This is a genomic window from Sulfitobacter sp. 1A13679 (assembly GCF_043557115.1).
Classification (GTDB): Bacteria; Pseudomonadota; Alphaproteobacteria; order Rhodobacterales; family Rhodobacteraceae; genus Sulfitobacter; species Sulfitobacter faviae.
The window spans coordinates 67,284-92,001 of record NZ_JBIFFO010000002.1 but is presented as its reverse complement, the minus strand read 5'-3'; the positions used below and the strand labels follow the sequence as shown (position 1 = coordinate 92,001).

26 protein-coding genes and 1 tRNA gene are annotated in these 24,718 nt (G+C 62.6%); 13 read left to right on the top strand and 14 right to left on the bottom strand.

The window, feature by feature from the left end; all coding sequences use genetic code 11:
* Positions 1-45 precede the first annotated feature (45 nt).
* Positions 46-2,949 carry an Rne/Rng family ribonuclease gene (locus tag ACGYLA_RS02095; protein WP_394429908.1) on the bottom strand — a complete coding sequence of 968 codons (2,904 nt, stop codon included), beginning with the start codon at positions 2,947-2,949 and terminating at the stop codon, positions 46-48.
* Between the two features lie 548 nt (positions 2,950-3,497).
* Between ACGYLA_RS02095 and ACGYLA_RS02090 the strand changes: the two genes are divergently transcribed.
* Positions 3,498-3,788, top strand: coding sequence for a hypothetical protein (locus tag ACGYLA_RS02090; protein ID WP_394429906.1), 291 nt, complete (start codon positions 3,498-3,500; stop codon positions 3,786-3,788).
* 23 nt (positions 3,789-3,811) lie between these two features.
* On the opposite strand, the gene ACGYLA_RS02085 is transcribed toward ACGYLA_RS02090, so the two are convergent.
* Genes ACGYLA_RS02085 through purC form a run of 5 tightly spaced genes read right to left on the bottom strand, consistent with a single transcriptional unit; the run spans position 3,812 to position 8,656 of the window.
* Complete coding sequence (locus ACGYLA_RS02085; RefSeq protein ID WP_067266663.1) at positions 3,812-5,146, bottom strand: sigma-54 dependent transcriptional regulator; 1,335 nt, start codon at positions 5,144-5,146, stop codon at positions 3,812-3,814.
* Between the two features lie 4 nt (positions 5,147-5,150).
* Positions 5,151-6,911: an ATP-binding protein gene (locus ACGYLA_RS02080; protein ID WP_067266661.1), complete on the bottom strand. Its 1,761-nt coding sequence runs from the start codon at positions 6,909-6,911 to the stop codon at positions 5,151-5,153.
* Positions 6,912-6,947: 36 nt separating this feature from the next.
* Positions 6,948-7,616, bottom strand: coding sequence for a phosphoribosylformylglycinamidine synthase subunit PurQ (gene purQ, locus ACGYLA_RS02075; RefSeq protein ID WP_394429904.1), 669 nt, complete (start codon positions 7,614-7,616; stop codon positions 6,948-6,950).
* On the bottom strand, positions 7,616-7,846 hold the full coding sequence (purS, locus tag ACGYLA_RS02070) for a phosphoribosylformylglycinamidine synthase subunit PurS (protein WP_067266658.1): 231 nt from the start codon (positions 7,844-7,846) through the stop codon (positions 7,616-7,618). Before purS ends, purQ begins: the two co-directional genes overlap by 1 nt.
* A 48-nt stretch (positions 7,847-7,894) precedes the next feature.
* Positions 7,895-8,656: a phosphoribosylaminoimidazolesuccinocarboxamide synthase gene (gene purC / locus ACGYLA_RS02065; protein ID WP_067266657.1), complete on the bottom strand. Its 762-nt coding sequence runs from the start codon at positions 8,654-8,656 to the stop codon at positions 7,895-7,897.
* A gap of 167 nt (positions 8,657-8,823) precedes the next feature.
* Here purC and ACGYLA_RS02060 point away from each other — a divergent pair, with 167 nt between their 5' ends.
* Complete coding sequence (locus ACGYLA_RS02060) at positions 8,824-9,141, top strand: DUF1476 domain-containing protein (protein ID WP_394429902.1); 318 nt, start codon at positions 8,824-8,826, stop codon at positions 9,139-9,141.
* Between the two features lie 134 nt (positions 9,142-9,275).
* Positions 9,276-10,289 (top strand): betaine--homocysteine S-methyltransferase, encoded by a 1,014-nt coding sequence (gene bmt / locus ACGYLA_RS02055; RefSeq protein ID WP_067266654.1) that lies wholly within the window; start codon positions 9,276-9,278, stop codon positions 10,287-10,289.
* A 3-nt stretch (positions 10,290-10,292) separates the two neighbouring features.
* Here the strand turns inward: bmt and ACGYLA_RS02050 are convergent, their stop codons facing one another.
* A complete protein-coding gene (locus ACGYLA_RS02050) occupies positions 10,293-11,369 on the bottom strand; it encodes a PA0069 family radical SAM protein (protein ID WP_394429899.1) in 1,077 nt (358 codons plus the stop codon).
* 201 nt (positions 11,370-11,570) lie between these two features.
* On the opposite strand from ACGYLA_RS02050, the gene ACGYLA_RS02045 reads away from it, so the two are divergent.
* Both ACGYLA_RS02045 and ACGYLA_RS02040 read left to right on the top strand, forming a co-directional pair.
* A complete protein-coding gene (locus ACGYLA_RS02045) occupies positions 11,571-12,269 on the top strand; it encodes a corrinoid protein (protein WP_394429897.1) in 699 nt (232 codons plus the stop codon).
* A gap of 53 nt (positions 12,270-12,322) precedes the next feature.
* Positions 12,323-12,967 carry a DUF1638 domain-containing protein gene (locus ACGYLA_RS02040; RefSeq protein ID WP_394429895.1) on the top strand — a complete coding sequence of 215 codons (645 nt, stop codon included), beginning with the start codon at positions 12,323-12,325 and terminating at the stop codon, positions 12,965-12,967.
* Positions 12,968-12,970: 3 nt separating this feature from the next.
* Here the strand turns inward: ACGYLA_RS02040 and ACGYLA_RS02035 are convergent, their stop codons facing one another.
* Positions 12,971-13,381: a SufE family protein gene (locus ACGYLA_RS02035; protein WP_067266648.1), complete on the bottom strand. Its 411-nt coding sequence runs from the start codon at positions 13,379-13,381 to the stop codon at positions 12,971-12,973.
* A 126-nt stretch (positions 13,382-13,507) separates the two neighbouring features.
* Between ACGYLA_RS02035 and ACGYLA_RS02030 the strand changes: the two genes are divergently transcribed.
* Positions 13,508-14,026 carry a hypothetical protein gene (locus ACGYLA_RS02030; protein ID WP_394429893.1) on the top strand — a complete coding sequence of 173 codons (519 nt, stop codon included), beginning with the start codon at positions 13,508-13,510 and terminating at the stop codon, positions 14,024-14,026.
* Between the two features lie 58 nt (positions 14,027-14,084).
* Here ACGYLA_RS02030 and rnd read toward each other — a convergent pair whose 3' ends face one another.
* From rnd to purM, 3 genes are all read right to left on the bottom strand, one after another.
* A complete protein-coding gene (rnd, locus tag ACGYLA_RS02025) occupies positions 14,085-15,242 on the bottom strand; it encodes a ribonuclease D (protein WP_394429891.1) in 1,158 nt (385 codons plus the stop codon).
* Between the two features lie 79 nt (positions 15,243-15,321).
* Positions 15,322-15,918 (bottom strand): phosphoribosylglycinamide formyltransferase, encoded by a 597-nt coding sequence (gene purN / locus ACGYLA_RS02020; protein WP_394429889.1) that lies wholly within the window; start codon positions 15,916-15,918, stop codon positions 15,322-15,324.
* Positions 15,915-16,961, bottom strand: coding sequence for a phosphoribosylformylglycinamidine cyclo-ligase (gene purM / locus ACGYLA_RS02015; protein WP_394429887.1), 1,047 nt, complete (start codon positions 16,959-16,961; stop codon positions 15,915-15,917). The genes purN and purM overlap by 4 nt, the downstream gene beginning before the upstream one ends.
* Before the next feature lie 128 nt (positions 16,962-17,089).
* Here purM and ACGYLA_RS02010 point away from each other — a divergent pair.
* A tRNA-Ile gene (locus tag ACGYLA_RS02010) sits at positions 17,090-17,166 on the top strand.
* A 28-nt stretch (positions 17,167-17,194) separates the two neighbouring features.
* Here ACGYLA_RS02010 and ACGYLA_RS02005 read toward each other — a convergent pair.
* A complete protein-coding gene (locus ACGYLA_RS02005) occupies positions 17,195-17,644 on the bottom strand; it encodes a DUF4442 domain-containing protein (protein ID WP_394429885.1) in 450 nt (149 codons plus the stop codon).
* A 69-nt stretch (positions 17,645-17,713) separates the two neighbouring features.
* Positions 17,714-19,036, bottom strand: coding sequence for an ATP-binding protein (locus tag ACGYLA_RS02000; RefSeq protein ID WP_394407838.1), 1,323 nt, complete (start codon positions 19,034-19,036; stop codon positions 17,714-17,716).
* Between the two features lie 44 nt (positions 19,037-19,080).
* On the opposite strand from ACGYLA_RS02000, the gene ACGYLA_RS01995 reads away from it, so the two are divergent.
* The 3 genes from ACGYLA_RS01995 (at position 19,081) to ACGYLA_RS01985 (ending at position 20,782) form a co-directional block, all read left to right on the top strand.
* Positions 19,081-19,995 (top strand): MBL fold metallo-hydrolase, encoded by a 915-nt coding sequence (locus tag ACGYLA_RS01995; protein WP_394429883.1) that lies wholly within the window; start codon positions 19,081-19,083, stop codon positions 19,993-19,995.
* A 145-nt stretch (positions 19,996-20,140) separates the two neighbouring features.
* Positions 20,141-20,263: a hypothetical protein gene (locus ACGYLA_RS01990; protein WP_269451603.1), complete on the top strand. Its 123-nt coding sequence runs from the start codon at positions 20,141-20,143 to the stop codon at positions 20,261-20,263.
* Between the two features lie 96 nt (positions 20,264-20,359).
* Complete coding sequence (locus tag ACGYLA_RS01985) at positions 20,360-20,782, top strand: DUF4112 domain-containing protein (RefSeq protein ID WP_271687216.1); 423 nt, start codon at positions 20,360-20,362, stop codon at positions 20,780-20,782.
* A gap of 60 nt (positions 20,783-20,842) precedes the next feature.
* Here the strand turns inward: ACGYLA_RS01985 and ndk are convergent, their stop codons facing one another.
* Positions 20,843-21,265, bottom strand: coding sequence for a nucleoside-diphosphate kinase (gene ndk, locus ACGYLA_RS01980; protein ID WP_067266630.1), 423 nt, complete (start codon positions 21,263-21,265; stop codon positions 20,843-20,845).
* A 106-nt stretch (positions 21,266-21,371) separates the two neighbouring features.
* Here ndk and ACGYLA_RS01975 point away from each other — a divergent pair, with 106 nt between their 5' ends.
* The 3 genes from ACGYLA_RS01975 to ACGYLA_RS01965 all read left to right on the top strand — a co-directional run bounded on the left by ACGYLA_RS01975 (position 21,372) and on the right by ACGYLA_RS01965 (position 24,591).
* On the top strand, positions 21,372-23,234 hold the full coding sequence (locus tag ACGYLA_RS01975) for an ABC-F family ATP-binding cassette domain-containing protein (RefSeq protein WP_394429881.1): 1,863 nt from the start codon (positions 21,372-21,374) through the stop codon (positions 23,232-23,234).
* Positions 23,235-23,325: 91 nt separating this feature from the next.
* On the top strand, positions 23,326-23,964 hold the full coding sequence (locus ACGYLA_RS01970; RefSeq protein WP_067266625.1) for a MarC family protein: 639 nt from the start codon (positions 23,326-23,328) through the stop codon (positions 23,962-23,964).
* A gap of 45 nt (positions 23,965-24,009) precedes the next feature.
* Positions 24,010-24,591, top strand: a complete 582-nt coding sequence (locus ACGYLA_RS01965) for a TIGR02281 family clan AA aspartic protease (protein ID WP_394429879.1) — start codon at positions 24,010-24,012, stop codon at positions 24,589-24,591.
* Positions 24,592-24,718: the final 127 nt, after the last annotated feature.

Here is a 24,718-nt window from a genome sequence, read left to right as displayed (position 1 = left end):
GGCGGGCCTGAGAGAGAGCCCGCCGTTTTCTTTATCTAGAGCACTTTAGCTGCCCAGCGACCACCAGCCGCGCCGTTTGGGCTTGGGCTTTTCGGCGGGCTGCTCTTCGACCTTTTCGGCCACCGGCTCAGGAGCGGTTTCGGCAGCGGGTGCCTCGGCCTCGACCGGCTGCGGCGCGGGGTCGGGCTGCGGCTCAGGCTGAGGCGCTTCCGCGACGGGCGTCGCCGTCTCCGGTGACGGGGCCGCGATGGGCGCTTCACTCGGCAGGGCTTCGGCCATCGCATCGGGCGTGGCTTCGGCGACCGGCTCGACCGGCTTGGCCTTGGCCCGGCTGCGGCGCTTGGGCTTCGGCGCGGGTGCGGCCTCTTCCTCACTTGCCACGGCGTCTGCGCTCACGGTCTCTTCCGCCGCTTCGGCTGCGGGTTTCTTGGTCCGACGGCTACGCTTGGCCTTGGGCTTGGGCGTCTCCTCCCCTTCGGCCTCGGCGCTGACCTTCGGCGCTTCGCCTTCTGCGGCGGCAAGAGCTTCGGGCGCGGGTTCCGCTTCGGGAGCGATTTCGGCCTTAGGCTTGCGCGAGCGGCTGCGGGATTTCGGCTTGGGCTTCTCCTCGGCAGGCGCGGCATCCGCTTCGGCCTGCGGGGCTTCCGCCTCTACCGGTGCGGTTTTCTCGCCCTCGTCCGATTTCGCCTCGTCCTGCTGCTGAGCACCGTTTTGATCCTCTGCACCGTTCTGCTGATCGCCATTGCCGTTGCGGCCACGGCCACCCCGGCTGCGGCGACGGCGGCGGCGGCGCTTGGATTTGCCCTCTCCCTCTTCACCATTGCCATTGCCGTTCCCGTTGTCTGAGGGGCTGGCGTCCTGTGCGGCGGGGGGCTCTTCGGCCTCGGCGGCGCTCTCATCCTCATCGATCTGATCCATTAGGGAAGTATCGACCGAGACGACGTGATCCGAGACGGGCGGCACAGTGCGCGTTGCCGTCTTGAACTTCTCGATGTGGAAGTCAGGGCTCACCAACGACGGATCGCCTTCGATCCGCACGGACATGCCGTAGCGCATTTCGATATGGGCGATATGCTCGCGCTTTTGGTTCATCAGGAAGTTGGCGATGCCCACGGGCGCCCGCACCAATACCTCGCGGGAGCGGCGGCGGGTGCCTTCTTCTTCGATCTGGCGGATGATCGACAGGGCGAGGTTATCGTCCGAGCGCACGAGGCCGGTGCCGTGGCAGGCGTGGCAAGGCTGGGTCGTCGCCTCGATCATACCGGGACGCAGGCGCTGGCGCGACATTTCCATCAGGCCAAAGCCCGAGATGCGGCCCACCTGAATGCGCGCGCGGTCGGTCTTGAGCCGGTCCTTCATGCGCTTTTCGACGGCGGCGTTGTTCTTGCGCTCGTCCATGTCGATGAAGTCGATCACGATAAGCCCGGCAAGGTCACGCAGACGCAGCTGGCGTGCGACCTCATCGGCGGCTTCGAGGTTGGTCTTGAGCGCGGTCTGTTCGATCGAGCCTTCCTTGGTGGCCCGGCCCGAGTTCACGTCGATCGCCACCAGTGCTTCGGTCACGCCGATCACGATATAGCCGCCCGAGGGCAGTTGCACCGTGGGGTTGAACATGCCCGAGAGATAGCTTTCCACCTGATAGCGCGCGAAGAGCGGCAGGCTCTCGTTGTAGAGCTTCACGTTCTTCGCGTGGGACGGCATGATCATTTTCATGAAGTCCTTGGCGATGCGGTAACCGCGCTCGCCCTCGACATGAATCTCGTCGATCTCGCGGTTGTAGAGGTCGCGGATCGAGCGTTTGATCAGGTCGCCTTCCTCATAGATTTTCGCGGGCGCGATGGACTTCAGGGTCAGCTCGCGGATCTGCTCCCAGAGGCGCTGGAGGTATTCGTAATCGCGCTTGATCTCGGCCTTGGTGCGTTTCGCGCCAGCGGTGCGCACGATCAGGCCCGCACCTTTCGGCACTTCAATCTCGGTCGCGATTTCCTTGAGCTTCTTGCGGTCAGCGGCATTGGTGATTTTGCGGCTGATGCCGCCACCACGGGCGGTGTTGGGCATCAGAACGCAGTAACGACCGGCGAGGCTGAGATAGGTGGTCAGCGCCGCACCCTTGTTGCCGCGCTCTTCCTTGACGACCTGCACCAGCAGGATCTGGCGGACCTTGATGACTTCTTGAATCTTGTAGCGGCGCGGGCGCGGTTTGCGCACGGGGCGGATGTCTTCGCTGTCGTCCTCATCGGCGACGGATTCGATGGAATCGTCCTTCGCCGTGGCATCGCTGCCTTTGTCCTCGCCATCGGCGTCTTCACCGTCGGCCTGCGCGTCATCCTGGGCGTCGGCATCCTCGGCCTTTGCCGCGTCATCCGCCTTGGCCGGGGCCGCGTCCTCGGCCTTGGCGATATCACCCTCCGCCGCATCATTCTCGGGCTCTTCAACCGGCGTCTCCGCGACCCGCTCCATGGGCGAGCTGCCCTCTTCGCTGTCGAGATCGACGGTTTCCATGCCCGCGATCTGATCGCTGTTTTCCTCGGCGACCTCGGCGGTGGCTACGGCATCATCGCTGTTGGTCTCGGCCGCTTGGCTTTTCGACCGGCTACGCGACCGCGAGCGGGTCCGCTTGGGTTTTTCTTCTTCGTCATCCTTGGCGGCCTGCGCTTCGGCATAGGCGCGCTCTTCTTCCAGCAGCGCCTGACGGTCGGCCACGGGAATCTGGTAATAATCGGGGTGGATTTCCGAGAAAGCGAGGAAACCGTGACGGTTGCCGCCATAGTCGACAAAGGCCGCCTGAAGCGACGGTTCGACCCGTGTAACCTTGGCTAGATAGATATTGCCAGCAAGCTGGCGTTTGTTTTCCGATTCAAAATCGAATTCTTCGACCTTGTTTCCGTCCACGACCACGACCCGAGTTTCCTCGGCGTGGGTGGCATCGATAAGCATTTTCTTAGACATAGATCCATTATGCACAGCACCCGCGCACAAAATGCCCCTGGCGGGGCTTCGGGCTGGGAGGTGTGACTTGTCAGGGCGATGGAGGACGCGGCAACAGCAGGGCCACGAATGGCCCCCAACTGACTGCTCTGAGCATCTGCGCGCGTCATCGCGGTTCTTCTCCGATGCGAGGGCTCTGCGGCCTTTCCCATCCATTAATTAGCTGTGCTTCGGTCGGGCTAACCCTCGCGAATATCAGCGGTTCTTCGGCCGTTTCCGGCCCAATCGGTCTGCTGGCCCCCCGGTGTCGGGCGGGCACGGCAGCGAAACTGTCAAAAGTCACCCCACGCCGGTCGGGCGTTACGGGACTTATCCGGCTAGTTAAGGGCTTTACGGGGTGAAACACAATGGTCAATCGAATGAGCAACAGTCAAATGCGCTTTATCCCCGGTCGGTTGACAAGGCGCATGGGCTTGGAAACATTCAGACTGTCGCAGCGGCTGTCGCCGGTCGACGCTATTGAATTGCCTTGCCGCCGATGCGGCCCAGAGTTTCAAAGGACCGCTTTTATGCCTAAATTTCTGCGCCCCGCGCTTTGCCTGACCCTTCTGGGCCTCGCCGCCTGCGATGAGATCGCCGTGGCCGACGACCCCGCAGCGCTGGCGGAATTACGCGGGCAGAAAAGCTGTGTCTCTGCGGTGGCCCAGCAAACCGGAGCGGCGGGGGTTGCGATCAATACCACCCGTCCGGTGGTTGAGCTTTACCGCCATATCGTCGATGTGCCCGGCGCGGCGAGATGGTCTTGCATCACCGATCCGAATAGCAAAGCGGTCGAGATCGCAGAGCAGCGCAACGGTTGAGCCGCGCTGCTTGTGGGACGCGGTCAGAGGTAATCTGACCGCTGCAACCCGTATTTCGCCATCTTCTCATTCAACGTCCGTCGCGGCAGGCAAAGCTCGTCCATAACGCTGGCGATCGAGCCTTTGTGGCGGCGCATGGTGTTGTCGATCAACATACGCTCAAAGGCTTCGACATATTCCTTCAGCGGCTTGCCCTCGGTGGTCATCACCGGCTGCATCTCATCATGGTCACTCATCAACAGCGAGGCAATGGTGCCCGAGCCGCGGCGCGATTGCAGTACGGCGCGTTCGGCGACGTTGATGAGTTGACGCACGTTGCCGGGCCAAGGCGCCTGCAACAGCTGTGCCGCCTCTTGCGCGCTAACCTGAGGCGCCTCGCAACCGTATTCATCCGCGAATTGATCGCTCAACCGAGTAAAGAGCGTCAGAATATCCTCGCCCCGTTGGCGCAGCGGGGGCACGGTGATGCGCAGCGCCGCCAGACGGTAAAACAGGTCCGAGCGCAGCGCGTCTTCCGAGGTGCGCCCCGCCTCTTGCAGGTTCGAGATGGCGACGATCCGCGTCTCCGCCGGGGTGCCCTGCTCGTTGATCGCGCTCAGCAGCCGGGCTTGGAGTTGCTCAGACAGCGCTTCGATATCCTCCAAGACCAAAGTGCCGCCACGGGCTTCTTCGATAGCAGGCAGTTGCGCGTCTTCGGGCTGCATCGGGCCGAAAAGCCGTTTGGCCAGCGCTTCTTCCTCCAAGGCGCCGCAGGAGACGAGCACGAATTTCTTGCCCGCACGCGAGCCTACGGCGTGCAGCGCATGGGCGACCAAAGTCTTGCCCGTCCCGGTCTCCCCGTCGATCAGCACATGCCCATCGGCCTGCCCCAGATCGAGAATATCTTCGCGCAGGCGCTCCATCACCGGGGATTGGCCGATCAGCTTTTTCATCAACTGGCCACCGTCCGACAGTTCACGCCGCAGCGCGCGGTTGTCCATCACCAGCCGCCGCGCGTTGGTGGCTTTCTTGGCCAACTCGCTCATCCGGTCGGGGTTGAAGGGCTTTTCGAGGAAATCGAACGCGCCCACCCGCATCGCCTCAACCGCCATCGGCACATCGCCATGGCCGGTGATCATAATGACCGGCAGGGCCGAGTCGCTGCCCATGAGTTTTTTCAAAAACTGCATCCCGTCCATGCCCGGCATCTTGATGTCGGAAATGACGATGCCCGGATAATCGGGCCCCAATGTCTTGAGCGCGTCCTCGGCGCTGCCGAAAGTTTCCGTGTCATAGCCTGAGAGGGCCAGCCACTGGCTGATCGACTGCCGCATGTCCTGTTCGTCATCTACAATCGCGATTTTCATTGCCTGAGCCATGCGTTCACTCCGCCGCTTCTATCTTCGTTTCATCTGCCAATATGGGCAGTTGCATTTCAAAAACAGCGCCACCGTTCTGTCCGTTGCGCGCCGTCAGCCTTCCACCGAGGTCGTTCACGATCCCCGATGAAATGGCAAGACCCAGCCCAACGCCATCGCCGGGCTGTTTGGTCGTGTAGAAAGGTTCGAACAGCGCGTCCAAGTCTTCGATCCCCGGGCCATTGTCGCGCACGGTCAATGTCGCCGTCTCCCCCGCTGATAGTATAATGTCCACCTGAGGGTTTCGTTCCGATTTTGTTGCGTCCAATGCGTTTCTTAACAGGTTTACCATAACTTGCTCGATCCGCATACGGTCTCCCATCACCATGACGGGATTATCGGGCAGAATCCGGCTGATCTGGACCTGTCGTTGGCGCAATTGTGGCTCCATCATCGACAAGGATGAGGCCAAGGCCGCGCCCATGTCGACCGGAGAGAAGGCTTCCTGCCCCTTGCGGGCATAGGATTTCAGCTGCCGGGTGATTGCACCCATCCGTTCGATCAGATCGTCGATCCGCCCAAAGGACGACAGCGCCTCATCCTGCCGGTTGCGATTGAGCAACAACCGCGCGCCCGCCAGATAGGTCTTCATCGCGGCAAGCGGTTGGTTCAACTCGTGGCTTACGGCGGCGGACATCTCGCCCAAGGCGGCGAGTTTCGATGACTGTTCAAGCGTTTGTTCGGCCACGGCGAGGGTCTGTTGCACGCGCTTTCGTTCGGCAATCTCACGTTGCAGGGCAAGGTTCAGCGCCCTGAGTTTTGCCGATTCCCGTTGGAAGATCGCCAGCCTTCCGGCCGTGCGACGGCTAAGGAAGTAGAACGCCAAGGCCAGCAGGATCGCAAAACCCATCACCTCAAGCGCCAGCACGCCGTTCACCTTCTCGCGGACCGAGGCATAGGTGGTGTAGCTACTCATCCGCCAGCCGCGGAACGGGATCCGGTTCTCCAGCCGCATCACCGCTTCGCCTTGCAAGTAGGCATCGGGCGGCAGCGCGGTCCAATCGGTGGTGGCTTGGATGGCGCGCTCAATCGCGCTTTGCGGCGTGTGGTTGGCCAAGGCTTCGGGTTCGGTCAGGCCGCGCCAGCGCGGCTCAGTGGCGAGGATGATCTGCCCGGTGCTGTCCATGACGATCACCGCATCGGAAATCCCGGCCCATGCGCGCTCGAACTTCTGCAAGTCGACCTCGACCGCGATCACCCCCAGCGTCGTGCCGCCCGACTGCATCCGCCGCGAATAGAGGAAACGATAGCCGCCCTGCTCCCGCTCAATCGTCGAAAAGATTGTGGCGTTGGAGCGAATGGCGTCGACGAAATAAGGCTCGGATTTATGCGCAGAGCCCAAACGGTTGCGGTCGGTCGCCGCCACCGTGCGCCCGTCGATGTCATAAAGCATCAAAGAGGCCGCGCCGATCTCCTCCACGAAGGAGATAAGCCGTTGCGTCGACAGGGAATAATCCGCCGTTTGCAGCGCCCCGATCAAGGTGGGGTCGCGCGCCAAAAGCTGTGGGACGATGGCATTCTGGCGCAGTTCCGCCAGCAGGTTCCCGCTATAAAGCGCGATGCGCAGTTCGGCGCGGTTGCGAGTGCTCTCGGTAAAACGGTCGGTCAGCAGTTTGTTGGTGATCGAAATGGTCACCACGGCAAGGATCATCAGCGCCGCGATGGCGAACCGCACCCGCCAGGATACGGCCATGCTATTGCCTTCGGAACCGGATGTATCACTCATCGCGGCAACCTACGCGCTCCGCGCGCCGCACTCAAGTCAGGCGGTTTGCAAAGCACCGGTCAATGCGCGGAAGAGCGCCGCCCCATCCGTATTGCCATGCGCCGCTTCCGCCGCCCGCTCAGGATGCGGCATCATGCCCAGCACACGGCGGTTTTCCGACAGGATGCCCGCGATGTCATCGCGCGCGCCATTCGGGTTCTCGGCATAGCTAAAGGCCACGCGATCTTCGCCGCGCAGTTTCGCAATCGTCTCGTCATCCGCGAAATAGTTGCCATCGTGGTGGGCGATCGGAATGTTGATGACTTGACCGGCGCTGTAGCCGTTGGTGTAATCGCTCGCTGTAGTCTCGACCTTCAGACCAACGGTCTTGCAGATGTACTTTAGCCCTGCGTTCCGCAGCAACGCGCCCGGCAGCAGGCCGGTTTCGGTCAGCACCTGAAATCCGTTGCAGATGCCCAGCACATAGCCGCCCCGCTCCGCATGGGCGGCCACTGTACGGCAGATCGGCGAATTCGCGGCGATGGCCCCGCAGCGCAGGTAATCGCCATAGGAGAACCCGCCGGGGATCCCCACGATATCTACGCCTTGCGGCAGTTCGCTGTCCTTGTGCCAGACCATGGAGACCTTGGCACCCGCGGCTTTAAAAGCCACGGCAAGGTCGCGGTCGCAATTGGACCCGGGAAAGACAACCACCGCTGCGTGCATCAGGCCAGCTCCACCGAATAGGATTCGATCACCGTATTGGCCAAGAGCTTTTCGCACATGGCGTTCACATCGGCCTCAGAGGTGCCTTCGGCGAGGTCAAGCTCGATCACCTTGCCCTGACGCACACCGTTCACCCCGTCAAAGCCCAAGGCTCCGAGCGCGTGGCGAACCGCTTCGCCCTGAGGGTCGAGCACCCCGTTCTTCAGCATCACATGCACCCGTGCTTTCATGGCGCGACACCCCTTTGTAACATCTGCAAATTGAACGGCGAAGCCGCGTTAGTTGATCAGCGTCGGCTTGGTCACCGGCGCGTTGTTCTTGGGCATGACGCCAAGGCGTTTGGCCACTTCGGTATAGGCATCGGTGAGCGAGCCGAGATCGCGGCGGAACACGTCTTTATCGAGCTTCTGACCCGTTTCGATGTCCCACAGGCGACAGCTGTCGGGGCTTATCTCATCGGCGACGATCAGACGCTGGAAATCACCGTCGTAAACGCGGCCAATCTCGATCTTGAAGTCCACCAGCTTGATGCCCACGGCCATCATCACGCCCGACATGAAGTCATTAACCCGCAGCGCAAGGCTCAGGATATCGTCCATGTCTTGCTGGCTGGCCCAGCCGAATGCGGCGATATGCTCTTCGGTGACCAGCGGATCGCCGAGCGAGTCGTCCTTGTAGCAATATTCGACAATCGGGCGCGGCAATTGCGTGCCCTCTTCGATGCCAAGGCGCTTGGACATGGAACCGGCGGCATAGTTGCGCACGATCACTTCCAGCGGAATGATCTCAACCTGCCGCACGAGCTGTTCGCGCATGTTCAGGCGTTTGATGAAATGCGTCGGCACGCCAATGCTGTTCAGGCCAGTCATAAAGAACTCGGACAGGCGGTTGTTCAACACGCCCTTGCCTTCGATCGTGGCTTTCTTCTCGGCGTTAAAGGCCGTGGCATCGTCTTTGAAATATTGAACGATCGTACCGGGCTCGGGACCTTCATAGAGGATCTTTGCCTTGCCTTCGTAGATCTTGTTGCGCCGGGCCATGGGCATCCTTTCCAACAGGGGGCCGGGAACATCCCCGCCGCTTGCGCTTCTCTTAGTGCAAGCACCCCGCTGCTGCAAGCATGGCCCGTCACCTTTGCCGCGCCACTTGCGCGAACGGGGGCGCGTTCGCATATCAAAGGGGTAACCGCAGCAATCGGAGACCCGATATGAGCAACTTTGACGACCGTGCAAATGCCTTTGAAAGCAAGTTCGCCCACGATGCGGATATGCAATTCCGTGCCGAGGCGCGGCGCAACAAGCTTCTGGGTCTCTGGGCTGCTGAACTTTTAGGCAAATCCGGCAGCGATGCCGAGGACTATGCCAAAGAGGTCGTGAAATCCGATTTCGAAGAGGCGGGCGACGAGGATGTCTACCGCAAAGTCTCGGGCGATCTGGGCGACCGCGCGGAGGAAGCAACGATCCGCGCCAAGATGCAAAGCCTGATGGCCGAGGCCAAGGCGCAACTGCTGAGCGAGACAAGCTGACCCCCTGCGCTCCGGTCTTGGCACCGGGGCGCAGCCTTCCCGCCTGCCCTCATAATGAAGATGAATATTATGAGATTGCCCCCAGGTAGCCACCATGACATCAGGCGAAATTCTCAGACCTAACAGGAGCCCCCATGAGCAACGCATTCACCGATCTTCTCGCTGAAAAGGGCACATTGCTCGCCGATGGGGCCACGGGCACCAATCTGTTCAACATGGGGCTGATGTCGGGCGACGCGCCCGAATTGTGGAACACCGATGAGCCCGCCAAGATCACCAAGCTCTACCGTTTCGCGGTGGATTCGGGCAGCGATCTGTTCCTGACCAATTCCTTCGGCGCCAATGCCGCCCGTCTCAAGCTGCACGACGCGCAGAACCGCGTGCATGAGCTGAGCCGCGTCTCCGCCGAACTCGCGCGCGAGGTGGCCGATACTGCCGAGCGTAAGGTGATCGTTGCAGGCTCTGTCGGCCCCACGGGTGAGATCATGGAGCCTGTGGGCACCCTGTCGCATTCCCTCGCCGTTGAGATGTTCCACGAGACCGCCGATGGGCTCAAGGCAGGCGGTGCCGATATCGGCTGGCTAGAGACAATCAGCGCCCCCGAAGAATACCGCGCCGCCGCCGAAGGCTTCCAGCTCGCCGGTCTGCCGTGGTGTGGCACGATGAGCTTTGACACCGCGGGCCGCACGATGATGGGGCTGACTTCCGAAGGGATGGTCGACTTGGTGCATGGGCTCGACAACATGCCGCTGGCCTATGGTGCCAACTGCGGCACCGGCGCCTCTGACCTGCTGCGCACCGTGCTTGGCTTTGCCGCGAAGAACGGCACGCTGCCGATCATCTCGAAAGGCAATGCAGGCATCCCGAAATACGTGGAAGGCCACATCCACTATGACGGCACGCCCGAGTTGATGGCACGCTACGCGGTGATGGCCCGCAACGCAGGCGCAAGCATCATCGGCGGCTGCTGCGGCACCCTGCCCGAGCATCTGGTCGCCATGCGCGAGGCGCTCGACAGCACCGAAAAAGGCCCGGCCCCGACGTTGGAGCAGATCCGCGAAGAGATTGGCGATTTCTCTTCCGAAAGCGATGGCACCGACGGCCAAGGCCCCACCCGCGCGCCGCGCCGCGGACGTCGCCGGGGCTGAGGCTCAGAACAAGCTCAATTGATCGCCCTTTTCGGAGGGCGGTCGAAACAGATCACAGCGCAGCGGCACGCCGGAACGGGCCAGCCCCAAACGTTTCACCGCCAGATCAAAGCGTTGCGCCACCATCTGCGCATATGGCCCCTCGCCCCGCATCCGTTTGTGCCAGCCCGCGTCATATTCCTTGCCCCCATGCATATCGCGCAAGCGCGCCATGATCCGCTCGGCCCGGTCGGGGTAATGGGTGGCGAGCCAGTCCTGCACCAGCGGCGACACCTCTCGCGGCAGGCGCAGCATGATCCAGCTTGCATGCCGCGCGCCGGCATCGCGCCCTGCGGTCAGGATCGCCTCCAACTCCGGGTCGGTCAGCGCCGGAACCATTGGGGACGCCATGATCCGCACCGGGATGCCAGCCTCCGACAGCTTCCGGATCACCTGCAATCGCCGCTGCGGCGCGGGCGCGCGCGGTTCCATCAAGCGGCTCAGCTTCGGGTCCAGCGTGGTCACCGAAATGCCGACCGCCGCCAATCCGCGCCCTGCCATGTCGCCCAAGATGTCGATGTCGCGTTCGATCAGGCTGCCCTTTGTGACGATCGCCACCGGGTGATTGAACGCCGATAACACCTCAAGACATTCTCGCATGATGCCATGGGTCTTTTCGATCGGCTGATAGGGGTCGGTGTTGGTGCCGATGGCGATGGGCGCGACCTGATAGCGCTTTGACCGCAGTTCCCGCGCCAGAACGTCCGGCGCTTCGGGGCGGGCGATCAACTGCGTCTCAAAATCTAACCCCGGCGACAGGCCGAGGAAGGCATGGCTGGGCCGCGCGAAACAGTAAACGCAGCCGTGTTCGCAGCCGCGATAGGGGTTGATCGAGCGGTCAAAAGGCAGATCCGGCGAGCGGTTATAGGTGATCACCCGGCGCGGCACCTCGATACTGGTCTGGGTGCGCAGCACCGGAAGCACCTCGTCGCGCGCCCAACCGTCATCTTCGGCGACGCGGGTATGACGCTCAAACCGGCCCGCATCATTGCTGCCTGCCGCGCGGCCAAGCACGCGGAATCGCTGGTCTTCCCTATCCATGAAAGAAGATTAGAACATTGCGCGAACATCGGCAAGTAACCTCGTGCAAACCCTTGTCCTTACACCGCAAAAAGCAGTAGTTTGCCCCCAAGGCGTCGCGCAAGGCGCGGCCGATGTCGCAAACCGCGACCCCGGCGCTAACATTCCGTGGGACAAGGGCTCAAGTGTCATGCACCTGCACGCCCAGCAGAAGGAAACACCATGTCGGAAGAAGACGATATCATCCTGGCCGAGTTGGACGACGAAGAACTGGTCCAACAGATGTTCGATGACCTCTATGACGGTCTTAAGGAAGAGATCGAAGAAGGGGTGCAAATCCTGCTTGAACGCGGTTGGGAGCCCTATGAGATCCTGACCAAGGCGCTTGTCGGCGGGATGACCATCGTCGGCGCCGATTTCCGCGACGGGATCCTCTTCGTGCCCGAAGTGCTGCTGGCCGCCAATGCGATGAAGGGCGGCATGGCCATCCTCAAGCCGCTGCTTGCAGAAACCGGCGCGCCGCGCGTGGGCAAGATGGTGATCGGCACTGTCAAAGGCGACATTCATGACATCGGCAAGAACCTCGTCGGCATGATGATGGAAGGCGCGGGTTTCGAGGTCGTCGATCTGGGCATCAACAACGCGGTCGAAGCCTATCTCGAAGCGCTCGAAGCGGAAAAGGCCGATATCCTTGGCATGTCCGCCCTGCTGACCACGACCATGCCCTATATGAAAGTGGTGATCGACACGCTGGTCGAACAGGGCAAGCGCGACGACTATATCGTGTTGGTCGGTGGCGCGCCCCTGAACGAGGAATTCGGCAAGGCCATCGGTGCCGATGCCTATTGCCGCGACGCTGCCGTGGCGGTGGAGACGGCGAAAGACTGGATGGGCCGTCGACATAATTCGGCCAACGCCTGAGCCTCGCCTCTGCCCGCTTGGCTTGGGGCGCGATGGCATGCGATGGTATCGGCATGAACGACACTCTGCTGCCAGATGACCGGACCCTGACCCAAGACGGGCTCGCACCCACCCGCGCGGGCCGTATCTTGCTGATTGCCTGCGGGGCGCTGGCGCGTGAGATTTTGGACCTGAAAGCCGCCAATGGTTGGACCCATCTGGATCTGACCTGTCTGCCCGCGAAATATCACCTCTACCCGGAGAAGATTACGCAGGCGGTGCGTGATACGGTCGCCAAGCACCGCGCAGACTATGACGATTTCTTTGTCGTCTACGCCGATTGCGGCACGGGCGGCGGGCTGGAACGCGCCTGCGCAGAACTCGGCGTGCAAATGGTCGCCGGGCCGCATTGCTACAGCTTTTTCCAAGGCAACGAGAGCTTCGCCAAAACCGCCGAAGATGAGATCACCACCTTCTACCTCACCGATTTTCTGGTCCGGCAGTTCGACGCTTTCATCATCAAACCCATGGGCCTCGACCGGCATCCCGAGCTGCGCGACATGTATTTCGGAAATTACGAAAAACTGGTCTATCAGGCGCAGACGGATGACCCGGCGCTGACCGAAAAGGCCCAAGACTGCGCCGCGCGGCTCGGCCTTGCGTTCGAGCGGCGCTTTACGGGTTACGGGGATTTGGAGAGCGCGTTGCGCGCCCTCTGAGGGTTACGCTTCCTGCGCTGCCGTTTCACGCACCCGCTCGATCATCGCGCGCAATCCGTTCGAGCGCTGCGCCGAGAGGTGGTCGTTCAACCCCAGCCGCGCCAGTTCCGCCTTGGCGTCGACGCCGCCCACCTCGCTAGGTGTCAAGCCGTTGTAAAGCTTGCGCAAAACCGCGATCAGCCCTGAGACGATCATCGCATCGCTGGCGCCGTCGAAATGCAGTTTCCCGCCCTCGAACTGTGCATGCAGCCAGACCTGAGAGGCGCAGCCATCGACCTTGGTCGCAGGGACGCGCAGCGGCTCGGGCAGCGGCTCCATCGCTTTGCCAAGGTCGATCACATGGCGATAACGGTCTTCCCAATCGTCCAGAAACTCGAAATCCTCGACCAGTTCTTCAAAGGCGGGCGTGGCCATCTGTGCACTCTCTTCGGGTGAATTCCATTGCCTGACAGGTAGGATGCCCATGGGCAAAGGTCCACCCCCTTCCCAAGGCTGGCGGGATGGGGTAGCACAAGGCAAGTAAACTTAACGGCGGTTCCCATGCGCAAGACAATCCTCGCTCTTTTGGCTTCGACCCTTTTGGTATCCGCCTGCGGCACGGTCCGTGACAGTCGCATCAATCCATTGAATTGGTTTGGCCCCGCCCGTTCGATTGAGACCGCCCCGGCGGAGAGCACGAACCCCCTGATCCCGCAGCGCAGTGGGCTGTTCGCGCGGCGCGCGGTTGAGGTCGACACCTATGAGGGGCGCCCCTTTGAGCAGATCACCGATCTGACCATCGAGCCGGTGCCGGGCGGTGCGATTCTGCGCGCCACCGGGCTGGCGGCACGCCAAGGCATCTACAAAGTGCGCCTGACCCCCGCGACGCCGGATGAGATGCCCGTCGACGGTGTTCTGACCTATCGTTTGGAAGGGGTCCGGCCCGACAAGGCCACCCCGCAAGGCAGCCGCCCCACCCGCGAAGTGATTGCCGGGCGTCGCCTGACCGATCAGATGCTGGCCGGGGTGCGCGAGATTCGCGTCGAAGGGCAGCTGAACGCGCTGGTCTCTCGCCGCTAAGACGCCGCCTGCCCTCTATTGAGAAAGAGCCGCCCCTGATCGGGCGGCTCTTTTCGTTTCAGACTTTGACGGCCTTCACGTCATTTCCGTCAGCGGCCAAGGCGATCTTGCCCTCGCAGAGCAGTAGCGCATCGGCACCGAAGACCTCATGCCGCCAGCCGCGCAGCGCCTGCACGTCACGCTCCCCCGCCGAGAGCATGTCGAGATCGCTGGCCGAGGCGATGAGCTTGGCCGCAACGCCCGCGCTTTCGGTCTTGGCCTTGAGCAGCACGCGCAGAAGATCGGCCAAGGCCGGGTTCACTTGCAGCTTGTCGCGCTTGCGGTCGGGCTGGGGCATGTCGGCAGGCTTGCAGGCCACGCCTGCGGCCACAGCCTTCAGGATGCCCTCGGCGATTTCGCCCTTGCGGGCCTCGCGCAGCAGCAGCCGGGCGCGGTTCAACTCTTCGCCATTCGAGGGCTTGAGGCTCGCCAATTCGACCAGTGCGTCGTCCTTGAACACACGGTTGCGCGGGATGTTGCGGGTGCGGGCATAATCCTCACGGAAGGCCGCCAGCTCGCGCACGATTGCCAGAAACTTGGGCGAGTTGGTCCGGGTCTTGACCCGTTTCCAAGCGTCCTGCGGTTGGGTCACATAGGTGTCGGGGCTGAGCAGCGTCTCAAGCTCTTCGGCCACCCAACGTGCACGGCCCGTCTGTTCAAGCTTGCGGGCCAGAAATTCGTAGATTTGGCGCAGATGGGTCACGTCGGCCAGCGCATAGGTCTTCTGCGCCTCGGTCAGCGGGCGGCGCGACCAATCGGTAAAACGCGAGGTTTTGTCGAGCGACTGATGCGCGATCTTGCGCACCAAAGTCTCATAACCCACCTGTTCCCCAAAGCCGCAGACCATCGCAGCGACCTGCGTGTCGAACAGCGGCTTGGGAAAGACCTTGGCATCGACATAGAAGATCTCAAGATCCTGCCGTGCGGCGTGGAAGACCTTGACTACCGATGTATCGCGGAACAGATCGTATAGCGGCTCAAGCGAGATGCCATCGGCCAAGGGGTCGACCAACACGGCGTTGCTGTCATCGGTGCCGGGCATGGCAAGCTGAACAAGGCAGAGTTTGGAGTAATAAGTCCGCTCACGCAGGAATTCCGTGTCGACGGTCACGTAATCATGGCGCGCAGCCTCTTCACAGAATTGCGCGAGGTCGGCGGTCGTGGTGATGGTTTTCATATATGCTCTTTGACATGTTGCACGCCCGGTCATCGGGCTTTGCCAAAGAGGTACATCACGCGAGAGGGTTTGACCAGCGTCAGCCCGTGAGAAGGACCGGCTCTCGCCCACCAGCGGCGAAACGGCGCAGCACGGCGGGGTAGAGGCGGTGTTCCTGCACCAGCACCCGCTCGGCCAAACTTTCGGCCGTGTCGCCGGGTAGGACAGGGATGCGCGCCTGACCAAGGATCGGACCGTCATCAAGTGCGGCGGTCACCTCATGCACGGTGCAGCCATGTTCGGTATCGCCAGCGTCCAGCGCGCGGGCATGGGTGTGCAGCCCGCGGTATTTCGGCAATAGCGAAGGGTGGATGTTGATCATCCGCCCGGCCCAGGCATCGGTAAACCCTTCGGTCAGTTTGCGCATGAAACCAGCAAGGCAGATGATGTCAGGCGCATGGGCCTTAAGCGCGGCGCTGAGCGCCGCCTCAAAGGCCGGGCGGTCCTTGCCGAAGGGGCGGTGATCGACCACTTCGGTCGCGATCCCCTGCCCCTGCGCCCAAGCGATCCCCCCCGCATCCGCGTTGTTCGACAGCACCAGACAGGGGCGGCCTGCATGGTCACCGGTCATATCCTCGACCAGCGCCCGCATGTTAGAGCCGCCGCCCGAGACGAAAATCGCAACCCGCTTGGTCAAAGCAGCGCGCCGGAATAGGTGACGCCATTGCCGGTGGTGATGCGGCCAATCTCAATGGCGACATGGCCGTCCTCGGCAAAGGCGGCTTTGGCGGCCTCGACCTTATCGGCGGAGACCACGGCGACCATGCCAATCCCGGCGTTGAAGGTCTTGAGTAACTCCGCCTCGGCCATGCCGCCTTGGGCAGCCAGCCATTTGAAGACCGGCGGCAACTCCCATCCGTTGAGGTCGATCTCAGCGGCGAGCCCCACGGGCAGCACGCGCGGCATGTTCTCGGTCAGGCCACCGCCGGTGATATGCGCCAGAGCCGAGACGGCATCCGCGCGCAGAGCCGCCACAGCGCCTTTGACGTAGAGTTTCGTGGGTGTGAGCAGCGCATTGCCGAGATCACCTTCGCCCCATGGGCAATCGTCACCCCAGCCCAGACCGCTCCGTTCAACGATCTTCCGCACAAGGCTGTAGCCGTTGGAATGCACCCCGTCGCTCGGCAGACCCAAGAGGACGTCGCCCTCTTTTACGTCGCGCGGCAGCTCGGTTCCGCGTTCCATCGCGCCGACCGAGAAACCAGCGAGATCGAAGTCGCCCGCGTGATACATGCCCGGCATTTCAGCCGTCTCGCCCCCGATCAAGGCACAACCGGAATCGGCGCAGCCCTTGGCGATGCCTTCGATGATCCGCGCGGCGCTGTCGAGCTCCAGTTTGCCGGTGGCGAAATAGTCGAGGAAGAAGAGCGGCTCGGCCCCTTGGCAAACCAGATCGTTGACGCACATGGCGACCAGATCAATGCCGATGCTGTCAACATTGCCCGTATCAATCGCGATGCGCAGCTTGGTGCCCACGCCATCGGTCGCGGCGACCAGCACCGGATCGGTGAAGCCTGCGCCCTTAAGATCGAATAGCGCGCCAAAGCCGCCGAGGCCGGACATGACACCGGGCCGCGCGGTGGATTTCGCCGCCGGTTTGATCCGCTCTACAAGCGCATTGCCTGCGTCAATATCCACGCCTGCTTCGGCATAGGTGATTCCGTTGTCGGATTTCGTCATGGTCATGGCCCCCGGCGCGCATTTTCCCTTGCGCGCGGAGTTAGAGTATTGCGCGGCCCACTGCAATCATTTGGTGCAGCTAATGTCTTGACGCTCGGCCTGCGGCGTCATACCCAAACGCCCATGGCGGGCCTGTAGCTCAATTGGTTAGAGCAGAGCGCTCATAACGCTTTGGTTGCGGGTTCAAGTCCTGCCGGGCCTACCATACTTCCGCCCCCCGCCTTTCGTGGCCGTCACCGTTTGGCGCTGACGTGCCAGTTCACTTGCATCTCGACCACCGTTTCACCCGCTTCGTTCTGGATGTCGACCGCCACGTCAAAGGTGACTTTTCCGTCTTCTTGCAGAGCGCTCAGCAGCTCGGCCCCGGGGCGCGAGGTTTGGGCATGGGCGGTCAGCGTGCCTTCGGCGATCTTCTTGAAGGTGATCTGCCCCATGGCCGCCACGGGGCGCATGTCCATGATCACCGGCGCAATAGCCCCCGCCATGGCAGCCCCCGAGGCGGCTTCGCCCAGCGTGAACATCGCGCCCGCGTGCTGCGTGCCGATGTGGTTCGAGGTCTCATGCCGCTGCACCAATTCGGCGCTGGCGGTGCCGTCTCCGATCTCAAGCAGTTTCACCCCGACATGGGCGGCAAAGGGCACGGCCGTGTCGAGATGGGCTTTGATCATGTCATAGGGGGTCATCGCTGCGCTCCGTATTAGGGTCGCCTCACTGTGGCAAAGCCAGGCGCGTCGCACAATCATGCCGCCGGGTCACCGCGCGATGACGATATCTGCCCGCAGCCCCCCAAGGCGGTCCGATTCCCCAAGCCGCAGCACCCCGCCGTGGGCGCGGGCGATGTCGGAGGCGATGGCAAGGCCAAGCCCCACGCCGCCGCCCTTGTCTTGGTTGCGCGCAGGATCGAGCCGCGAGAAAGGCCGCGTCGCCTCGTCCCGCCGCGCTTCTGGGATGCCGGGGCCATCGTCTTCGACCCGGATGCGCAGGGTGCGATCGCTCAGCATGACCGAGACTTCGGCCTGCGTGCCATAGCGCACGGCGTTGGAGATCAGGTTGTCCACCGCCCGGCGCATCGCGACCCTGCGCAGCTTCACGATCCCCTCGCCTGCGCCCTCGGGCGGCAGCAGCGTGACCCTGCGTCCGGCCCGCTGCGCGTCTTCCACGATGGCGCTGACGAACCCATGCGGGGCCACCTCTTCGGGCTCACCCTCGGCGGCGCCTTTAGCGAAGTTCAGGAATTCGTCCAGCATCCGCTGCATATCATCGACATCGGCCAGCAGCGGGGCTGCGTCCTCTTCGTCGATCATCGACAGGCCGAGGCGCATCCGGGTCAGCGGCGTGCGTAGGTCGTGGCTCACCCCCGAGAGCATCAGCGTGCGCTGCTCGATCTGCCGCTCGATCCGGGCGCGCATGTCGACAAAGGCATTGCCCGCCGCGCGGACTTCGATGGCGCCGGTGGGGGTGTAGGGCTCATGCCGCCCCCGGCCAAAGGCTTCCGCCGCGCGGGCCAGACGTTTGATCGGGCGCAGCTGATTGCGCAGATAGATCGTTGCGATATAACTCAAAAGCACGCCGAAAAACACGGTGTAGACGAAAAGCTGATGCGGGTTCGAGGCCGAGATGCGCCGCCGCTCGAACTGGATTCGCAACGGCCCGTGCACGCTTTCGATATAGAGCACGACGAAATCGTCATCGCTGAGGTCGACCGCTTCGATCCCGTCCATCTTGCTGCGCAGCCGGGGAATCAGCACGCGGCCCGAATAATCGTACCACAGCATGCTGTCTTCTTCGGGCAGCGGACGGTTGGCGGGCGTCACCACGAAATCAAGCGGACCCGCCCGCGCCTCAACCGCCGTGGGCACGGATTGCGCATCGGGGGCCGTGCCGACCGCCAGCATGACCAGTTCCAGTTCCCGCAGGACCGTATCGGTCATCTGGCCGGTGACACCTTCGAAATGCCTCTGCGCAAAGATCACCACGACGACCAACTGCAAAAACACCACTGGTAACAGCAGGATCAACGCGGCACGTCCGTAGATGCCGCGCGGCACATATCGTTTGAGCCAGGCAAAATTCATGGCTAGACCTTAGCCAGCCCCCTGCCCCAGCGAAAGGTGAAACCATGCTGCCGCCCGACAACTTCGACCCCGAGATTGGCCTTGCCGAAACCTTGGAACCCGGGCTGCGGCGGATCGTGGCGCCCAACCCCTCACCGATGACCTATCGCGGCACCAATACCTATCTCTTGGGCGAGACCGATGTGGCGGTGATCGACCCCGGCCCCGACAGCCCCGCGCATCTTGAGGCGATCCTCGCCGCGATCCAGCCCGGGCAGCGGATCAGCCATATCATCGTGACCCATACGCATCTGGATCACGCGCCCCTTGCCCGCCCGCTGGCCGCGCGTACGGGGGCCGAGGTATGGGCCTTCGGTGAGGCCACGGAGGGCCGTTCGACGGTGATGCAGGGGCTTGCTGAGGCGGGGTTGATGGGCGGCGGCGAAGGTGTGGACCACGGGTTTCGCCCTGATCACACTTTGGCCGATGGGGATGTACTGAAGGGGGACGGCTGGACGCTGGAGGTGCTGCACACGCCAGGCCATATAGGCAATCACGTTAGCCTGGCTTGGGGCGATGCCTGTCTGACAGCGGATCACGTCATGGGCTGGGCAACTTCGCTCGTCTCGCCCCCTGATGGGGACCTGACCGATTTCATGGCCTCTTGCGAGAAGCTGGGCGCGCGGCAATGGCGCGTGTTCTATCCCGGTCACGGCGCCCCGGTGAGCGATCCCAACGCGCGGCTCGACTGGTTGGTGGCGCATCGTCGCGCGCGGGAGGTGTCGATCCTCGACGCATTGGCTGCCGGACCCGCGACGGCGGAGGACCTCGCTCGCGCCATCTATACCGAAACACCTTCCGCGCTCTTAGGCGCGGCCACCCGAAACGTGCTGGCGCATCTGGTCGATCTGACAGGCCGGGGGCGCGTAGCCCCAGAGGGCACCTTGCAGGCAGAGGCGCGTTTCACTCTCAACTCATAGGAGAATGCGGGCCTTTCCGTCGCAAAATCGCAACAAATGCCCCATTCTGGGCGCAATCTGGCCCCTTTATGGACCCGAACCGCGCCCAAGCTGGTTGCGGGGGTGAGAGACATCAAACCCCAGCGAGCAGCAAAGGAGCTACCCGATGGCCCGACTAGACAGAACGCCGCAACCACAGAAACCAAAGCCCGCGCCGAAGCCGAACGGCACCTCGGCCCAACCACCGCAGCGCCCCACGCCGCTGATCACCGACTACGCCAGTCTTTGAACGGCGCTCCCCGCGCACCGGATGGGGCCGGTGGATGGGGGGAACTTTGGGGCCGGACCATGCGTTTGCCGCCTAGAGCAACACGCAAGGACAGATATGAAACCCCATACCCCCTCTCACGAAGCTGACCTCGCCCGTCTGCGCCGTTTGGCCGTCAGCATGGACAGCGCCTATAAGCTGCCGATCGTCGGCGTTCGGATGGGATGGGATTCGATTCTGGGCCTCGTGCCGGTGGTGGGCGATACGCTCGCCCTTCTGCCCGCGGCCTACATCCTGAAAGAATCGCACCGCATGGGCGCGCCGAAAAGCGTACTGGCAAAAATGCTGGTGAACACCGGGGTCGACTATGTGATCGGCTCCGTCCCGCTGGTCGGTGACCTTTTCGATATCGGTTGGAAGTCGAAACTGCGCAACGTCGACTTGCTGGAGCGTCACCTAAAAGACCAGGCGGCTAAAGCCCCGCCGCTGGGCAATGTCGAAGGGCGCATGTCCTCGCACCACCCGACGCTCAACAACTGATCACCAAAGAAAAAGGGCCGCCCGAAGGCGACCCTTTCAGTCTTTCCGAAGAACGGTGGCTTAGCCGACCAGTTCCAGGCCGGAGAAGAAGTAAGCGATCTCAACCGCTGCGGTTTCCGGTGCATCGGAACCGTGGACGGAGTTTTCGCCAACGCTTTCAGCGAATTCTGCGCGGATGGTGCCCTCTGCCGCATCGGCAGGGTTGGTCGCGCCCATGACTTCGCGGTTTTTCGCGATGGCGTTTTCACCTTCGAGAACCTGAGCCACGATCGGCGCGGAAGCCATGAACTCGCACAGTTCGTCGTAGAAGGGACGCTCGGCGTGCACTTTGTAGAACTCGCCCGCCTGCGCCTTGGTCAGGTGGATGCGCTTTTGTGCGACAACGCGCAGGCCCGCGTCTTCGAATTTCTTGACGATGGCGCCAGTCAGGTTGCGGCGGGTTGCGTCGGGCTTGATGATCGAGAAGGTGCGTTCGAGGGCCATTGGCTGTACTCCATAGCGGGTGTTGATTTGCGCGCTCCCTAGCATGGGGTCTGGCCCATGAAAAGCCGTGATTGACCTTCGGCCCCGCTTGCTCCAAACGGCTTTCATGTTACGCATTTCAGAAATCAACTACTCCGTCGAAGGCCGCCCCCTGTTCGAGGAAGCCTCCGCCGTGATCCCCGAGGGGCATAAGGTCGGCATCGTCGGGCGCAACGGCGCGGGCAAGACGACGCTGTTCAAAATCATCCGTGGTGAGCTGTCACTCGACAGCGGCGATATCTCTTTGCCCTCTCGCGCTAAGATCGGCGGCGTCGCGCAAGAGGTGCCCTCGTCCGAGACCTCGCTCATCGACACGGTGCTGGAAGCCGACATTGAACGCGCCCGGTTGATGAAAGAGAGCGAGACTGCCGAGGATCCCGCCCGCATCGCTGACATCCAGACCCGTCTGGCCGATATCGACGCTTGGTCCGCCGAAGGCCGCGCAGCGTCGATCCTCAAGGGGCTTGGTTTCGACGACGAAGAGCAGCAGATGCCCTGCTCCGCCTTCTCCGGCGGCTGGCGGATGCGCGTGGCGCTCGCCGCCGTGCTCTTTGCCCAGCCCGACCTGCTGCTTTTGGACGAGCCGACCAACTACCTCGACCTTGAAGGCGCGCTCTGGCTGGAAAGCTATCTGGCGAAATATCCCCATACGGTGCTGATCATCAGCCACGACCGCGGCCTGCTGAACCGCGCCGTGGGCGGCATCCTGCATCTCGAAGACCGCAAGCTGACCTATTACCAAGGCCCCTACGACCAATTCGCCCGCCAGCGCGCCGAGAAACGCGCGTTGCAGGCGGCGATGGCCAAGAAGCAACAGGCCCGGCGCGATCACATGCAGGCCTTTGTCGACCGTTTCAAGGCCAAGGCCAGCAAGGCCAAGCAGGCGCAATCGCGTCTGAAAATGATCGAGAAGATGGACATGATCACCGCGCCCGAGGACGTGGCGCGCAAGGTCTTCACATTCCCCGAGCCCGAGGAACTTTCGCCCCCGATCATCAATATCGAGAACGGCGCAGTCGGTTATAGCGACGACAACCCGGTGCTTACGCGGCTGAACCTGCGCATCGACCAAGACGACCGGATCGCCCTTCTGGGCAAGAACGGTCAGGGCAAGTCGACGCTGGCGAAACTTCTGTCGGACCGCCTGCCCCTGATGGCTGGGCGGCAGATCAACTCCTCCAAGCTGCGCGTGGGTTTCTTCGCCCAGCATCAGGTGGATGAGCTGATCGTCGAGGAAACCCCGCTGCAGCACATGATCGCCGCGCGCCCCGGCGTGCTGCAATCGAAACTGCGCGCGCAGCTTGCGGGCTTCGGCCTTGGCCCGGAACAGGCCGAGACCGAGGTTGGGCGGCTTTCGGGCGGGCAGAAGGCGCGGCTGTCGCTGCTTCTGGCCACGCTGCACGCGCCGCATCTGCTGATCCTCGATGAGCCGACCAACCACCTTGATATCGAAAGCCGTGAGGCGCTGGTGGAGGCGCTGACGCGCTACTCGGGCGCGGTGATCCTCGTCAGCCACGACATGCACCTGCTGTCGCTGGTGGCCGACCGGCTGTGGCTGGTGTCGAAAGGCACGGTCAAACCCTATGAGGAAGACCTCGAAGCCTATCGCAAGATGCTGCTGACGCCGGAAAAGCCGGTCAGCAAGAACCCCGCCAAGCCGAAAGAAGCGCCCAAGCCCAAACGCGCCAGCCGCGATGAGGTGTTGGCCCTGCGCAGCGAGGTCCGCAAGGCCGAAGCGCGGATGGAAAAGATCAACGAGATGCGCGACAAGCTCGCCAAGAAACTCGCCGATCCCGCGCTTTATGAGGACGCCAAAACCGGTGAGCTTGAGGTCTGGAACAAGAAATACGCCGAGGTGATGGAGGCGCTGGACCGCGCGGAATCGCTTTGGATGGGCGCACAGGAAAAGCTGGAGAAGGCCACGGCCTGACCCGTAAGCGTTCACTTTATCACATCGCAGGGGTCGCCTAAGGGGCGGCCCTCGTGCATTCTGACAAGAAGCCCCGCGCCAAGGAAGACCCATGACCCTCGACACCGCCTATATGATCACTGCCCTCGTCACGATGTTCGTGGTGATCGACCCCATCGCCATCGCGCCGGTCTTCCTCGCGCTTACCCGCGGGATGAGCAACGCAGAGCGGCGCAAGATCGCATGGCGCGCGGTGGGCGTGGCCGGGTTGGTGCTGCTGATCTTCGCCGCTTTCGGTGAAGCGGTGCTGGGCTTCATCGGCATCTCCATGCCCGCTTTCCGCGTCGCGGGCGGCATCTTGTTGTTCATCACCGCGCTCGACATGCTCTTCGACCGCCGCACCAAACGGCGCGAAGACCGCGCGGATGAGGATGACCATGACGACCCTTCCGTTTTCCCCATGGCCATCCCGCTCATCGCCGGGCCCGGGTCCATCGCCTCGGTCATCCTGCTGACGGGGGAAAAACCGGGGGGCGAAGGTCTGTTGACCATTATCGTGATCACCGCGCTGACACTGGTGGTCATGGCGCTGACCATGCAGGTCAGCGGCGCGCTTGAGCGGGCGATGGGCAAGACGGGCATTAACATCGTGACCCGTCTGCTTGGCATGTTGCTGGCGGCGCTTTCGGTTCAATTCGTGCTCGACGGCTTGGCGGCCTTTGGCTTTGGCCCCGGCCCCACGTCCGGCTGACATTTCCGCGCGGCCTTCCTATATGAGATCTAAGGGGGCGCGTTCATGGCCGAAATCGACACAGCACATCTGATTTATCTCATCGTTCTTCTGGCCATGGTGGCGGGCTGGTTTTTCATGCACAGCCGCCCGAATATGAACAAGACCCTGCAACAGGCGGCGGTCTGGGGGCTGATCTTTACCGGCGCCGCGGCGGGCGTCGGCCTGTGGCAAGACATCACCCGCGACAGCGCCCGCCAACATCTCACCATCAGCGAAGAGGGTGACATCGTCCTGCCCCGCGGGCGCGATGGGCATTACTACCTGACGGCCCAGATCAACGGCGCGCCGGTGCGCTTTGTCGTCGATACGGGCGCATCCGATATCGTGCTGACCAAATCCGACGCGGCGCGCATCGGCATCGACCCCGAGGGGCTGGATTACCTTGGCCGCGCGGGCACCGCCAATGGCGAAACGCGCACCGCTTTCGTGCGTCTCGACGAGGTGGTGGTAGGCCATGCGGTCGATCACGACGTTCCCGCGGTAGTGAATGACGGGATCATGTCGCAATCACTGCTCGGCATGGGCTACCTGCAACGCTGGGGTCGGATTGAGATCAGCGGCGGAGAGCTACGCCTAGGCCGATGAGTGATTGAGGCAAGACCTTGCCGGAAATGCGCTGAAAAACGTCAAACTCGCCGCGAAATAACGCCGCATTCGCCGCGAATTGAACAGGTTTCCGCCCCTTTGGCCGGATATCTGCAAGGCACAACTG

Coding starts and splice junctions, on each gene's coding strand:
- bmt (WP_067266654.1), top strand. CDS start 9,276: ATGAGCAACGCATTCACCGATCTTCTCGCTGAAAAGGGCACATTGCTC.
- ACGYLA_RS02000 (WP_394407838.1), bottom strand. CDS start 19,036: ATGAATTTTGCCTGGCTCAAACGATATGTGCCGCGCGGCATCTACGGA.
- ACGYLA_RS01975 (WP_394429881.1), top strand. CDS start 21,372: ATGTTACGCATTTCAGAAATCAACTACTCCGTCGAAGGCCGCCCCCTG.
- ndk (WP_067266630.1), bottom strand. CDS start 21,265: ATGGCCCTCGAACGCACCTTCTCGATCATCAAGCCCGACGCAACCCGC.
- ACGYLA_RS01995 (WP_394429883.1), top strand. CDS start 19,081: ATGCTGCCGCCCGACAACTTCGACCCCGAGATTGGCCTTGCCGAAACC.
- purS (WP_067266658.1), bottom strand. CDS start 7,846: ATGAAAGCACGGGTGCATGTGATGCTGAAGAACGGGGTGCTCGACCCT.
- purC (WP_067266657.1), bottom strand. CDS start 8,656: ATGGCCCGGCGCAACAAGATCTACGAAGGCAAGGCAAAGATCCTCTAT.
- ACGYLA_RS02050 (WP_394429899.1), bottom strand. CDS start 11,369: ATGGATAGGGAAGACCAGCGATTCCGCGTGCTTGGCCGCGCGGCAGGC.
- ACGYLA_RS02040 (WP_394429895.1), top strand. CDS start 12,323: ATGAACGACACTCTGCTGCCAGATGACCGGACCCTGACCCAAGACGGG.
- ACGYLA_RS02085 (WP_067266663.1), bottom strand. CDS start 5,146: ATGGCTCAGGCAATGAAAATCGCGATTGTAGATGACGAACAGGACATG.
- ACGYLA_RS01985 (WP_271687216.1), top strand. CDS start 20,360: ATGAAACCCCATACCCCCTCTCACGAAGCTGACCTCGCCCGTCTGCGC.
- purQ (WP_394429904.1), bottom strand. CDS start 7,616: ATGCACGCAGCGGTGGTTGTCTTTCCCGGGTCCAATTGCGACCGCGAC.
- ACGYLA_RS02030 (WP_394429893.1), top strand. CDS start 13,508: ATGCGCAAGACAATCCTCGCTCTTTTGGCTTCGACCCTTTTGGTATCC.
- ACGYLA_RS02060 (WP_394429902.1), top strand. CDS start 8,824: ATGAGCAACTTTGACGACCGTGCAAATGCCTTTGAAAGCAAGTTCGCC.
- ACGYLA_RS02035 (WP_067266648.1), bottom strand. CDS start 13,381: ATGGCCACGCCCGCCTTTGAAGAACTGGTCGAGGATTTCGAGTTTCTG.
- ACGYLA_RS01970 (WP_067266625.1), top strand. CDS start 23,326: ATGACCCTCGACACCGCCTATATGATCACTGCCCTCGTCACGATGTTC.
- ACGYLA_RS01965 (WP_394429879.1), top strand. CDS start 24,010: ATGGCCGAAATCGACACAGCACATCTGATTTATCTCATCGTTCTTCTG.
- ACGYLA_RS01990 (WP_269451603.1), top strand. CDS start 20,141: ATGGCCCGACTAGACAGAACGCCGCAACCACAGAAACCAAAGCCCGCG.
- ACGYLA_RS02095 (WP_394429908.1), bottom strand. CDS start 2,949: ATGTCTAAGAAAATGCTTATCGATGCCACCCACGCCGAGGAAACTCGG.
- ACGYLA_RS02005 (WP_394429885.1), bottom strand. CDS start 17,644: ATGACCCCCTATGACATGATCAAAGCCCATCTCGACACGGCCGTGCCC.
- ACGYLA_RS02080 (WP_067266661.1), bottom strand. CDS start 6,911: ATGAGTGATACATCCGGTTCCGAAGGCAATAGCATGGCCGTATCCTGG.
- ACGYLA_RS02045 (WP_394429897.1), top strand. CDS start 11,571: ATGTCGGAAGAAGACGATATCATCCTGGCCGAGTTGGACGACGAAGAA.
- purM (WP_394429887.1), bottom strand. CDS start 16,961: ATGACGAAATCCGACAACGGAATCACCTATGCCGAAGCAGGCGTGGAT.
- rnd (WP_394429891.1), bottom strand. CDS start 15,242: ATGAAAACCATCACCACGACCGCCGACCTCGCGCAATTCTGTGAAGAG.
- ACGYLA_RS02090 (WP_394429906.1), top strand. CDS start 3,498: ATGCCTAAATTTCTGCGCCCCGCGCTTTGCCTGACCCTTCTGGGCCTC.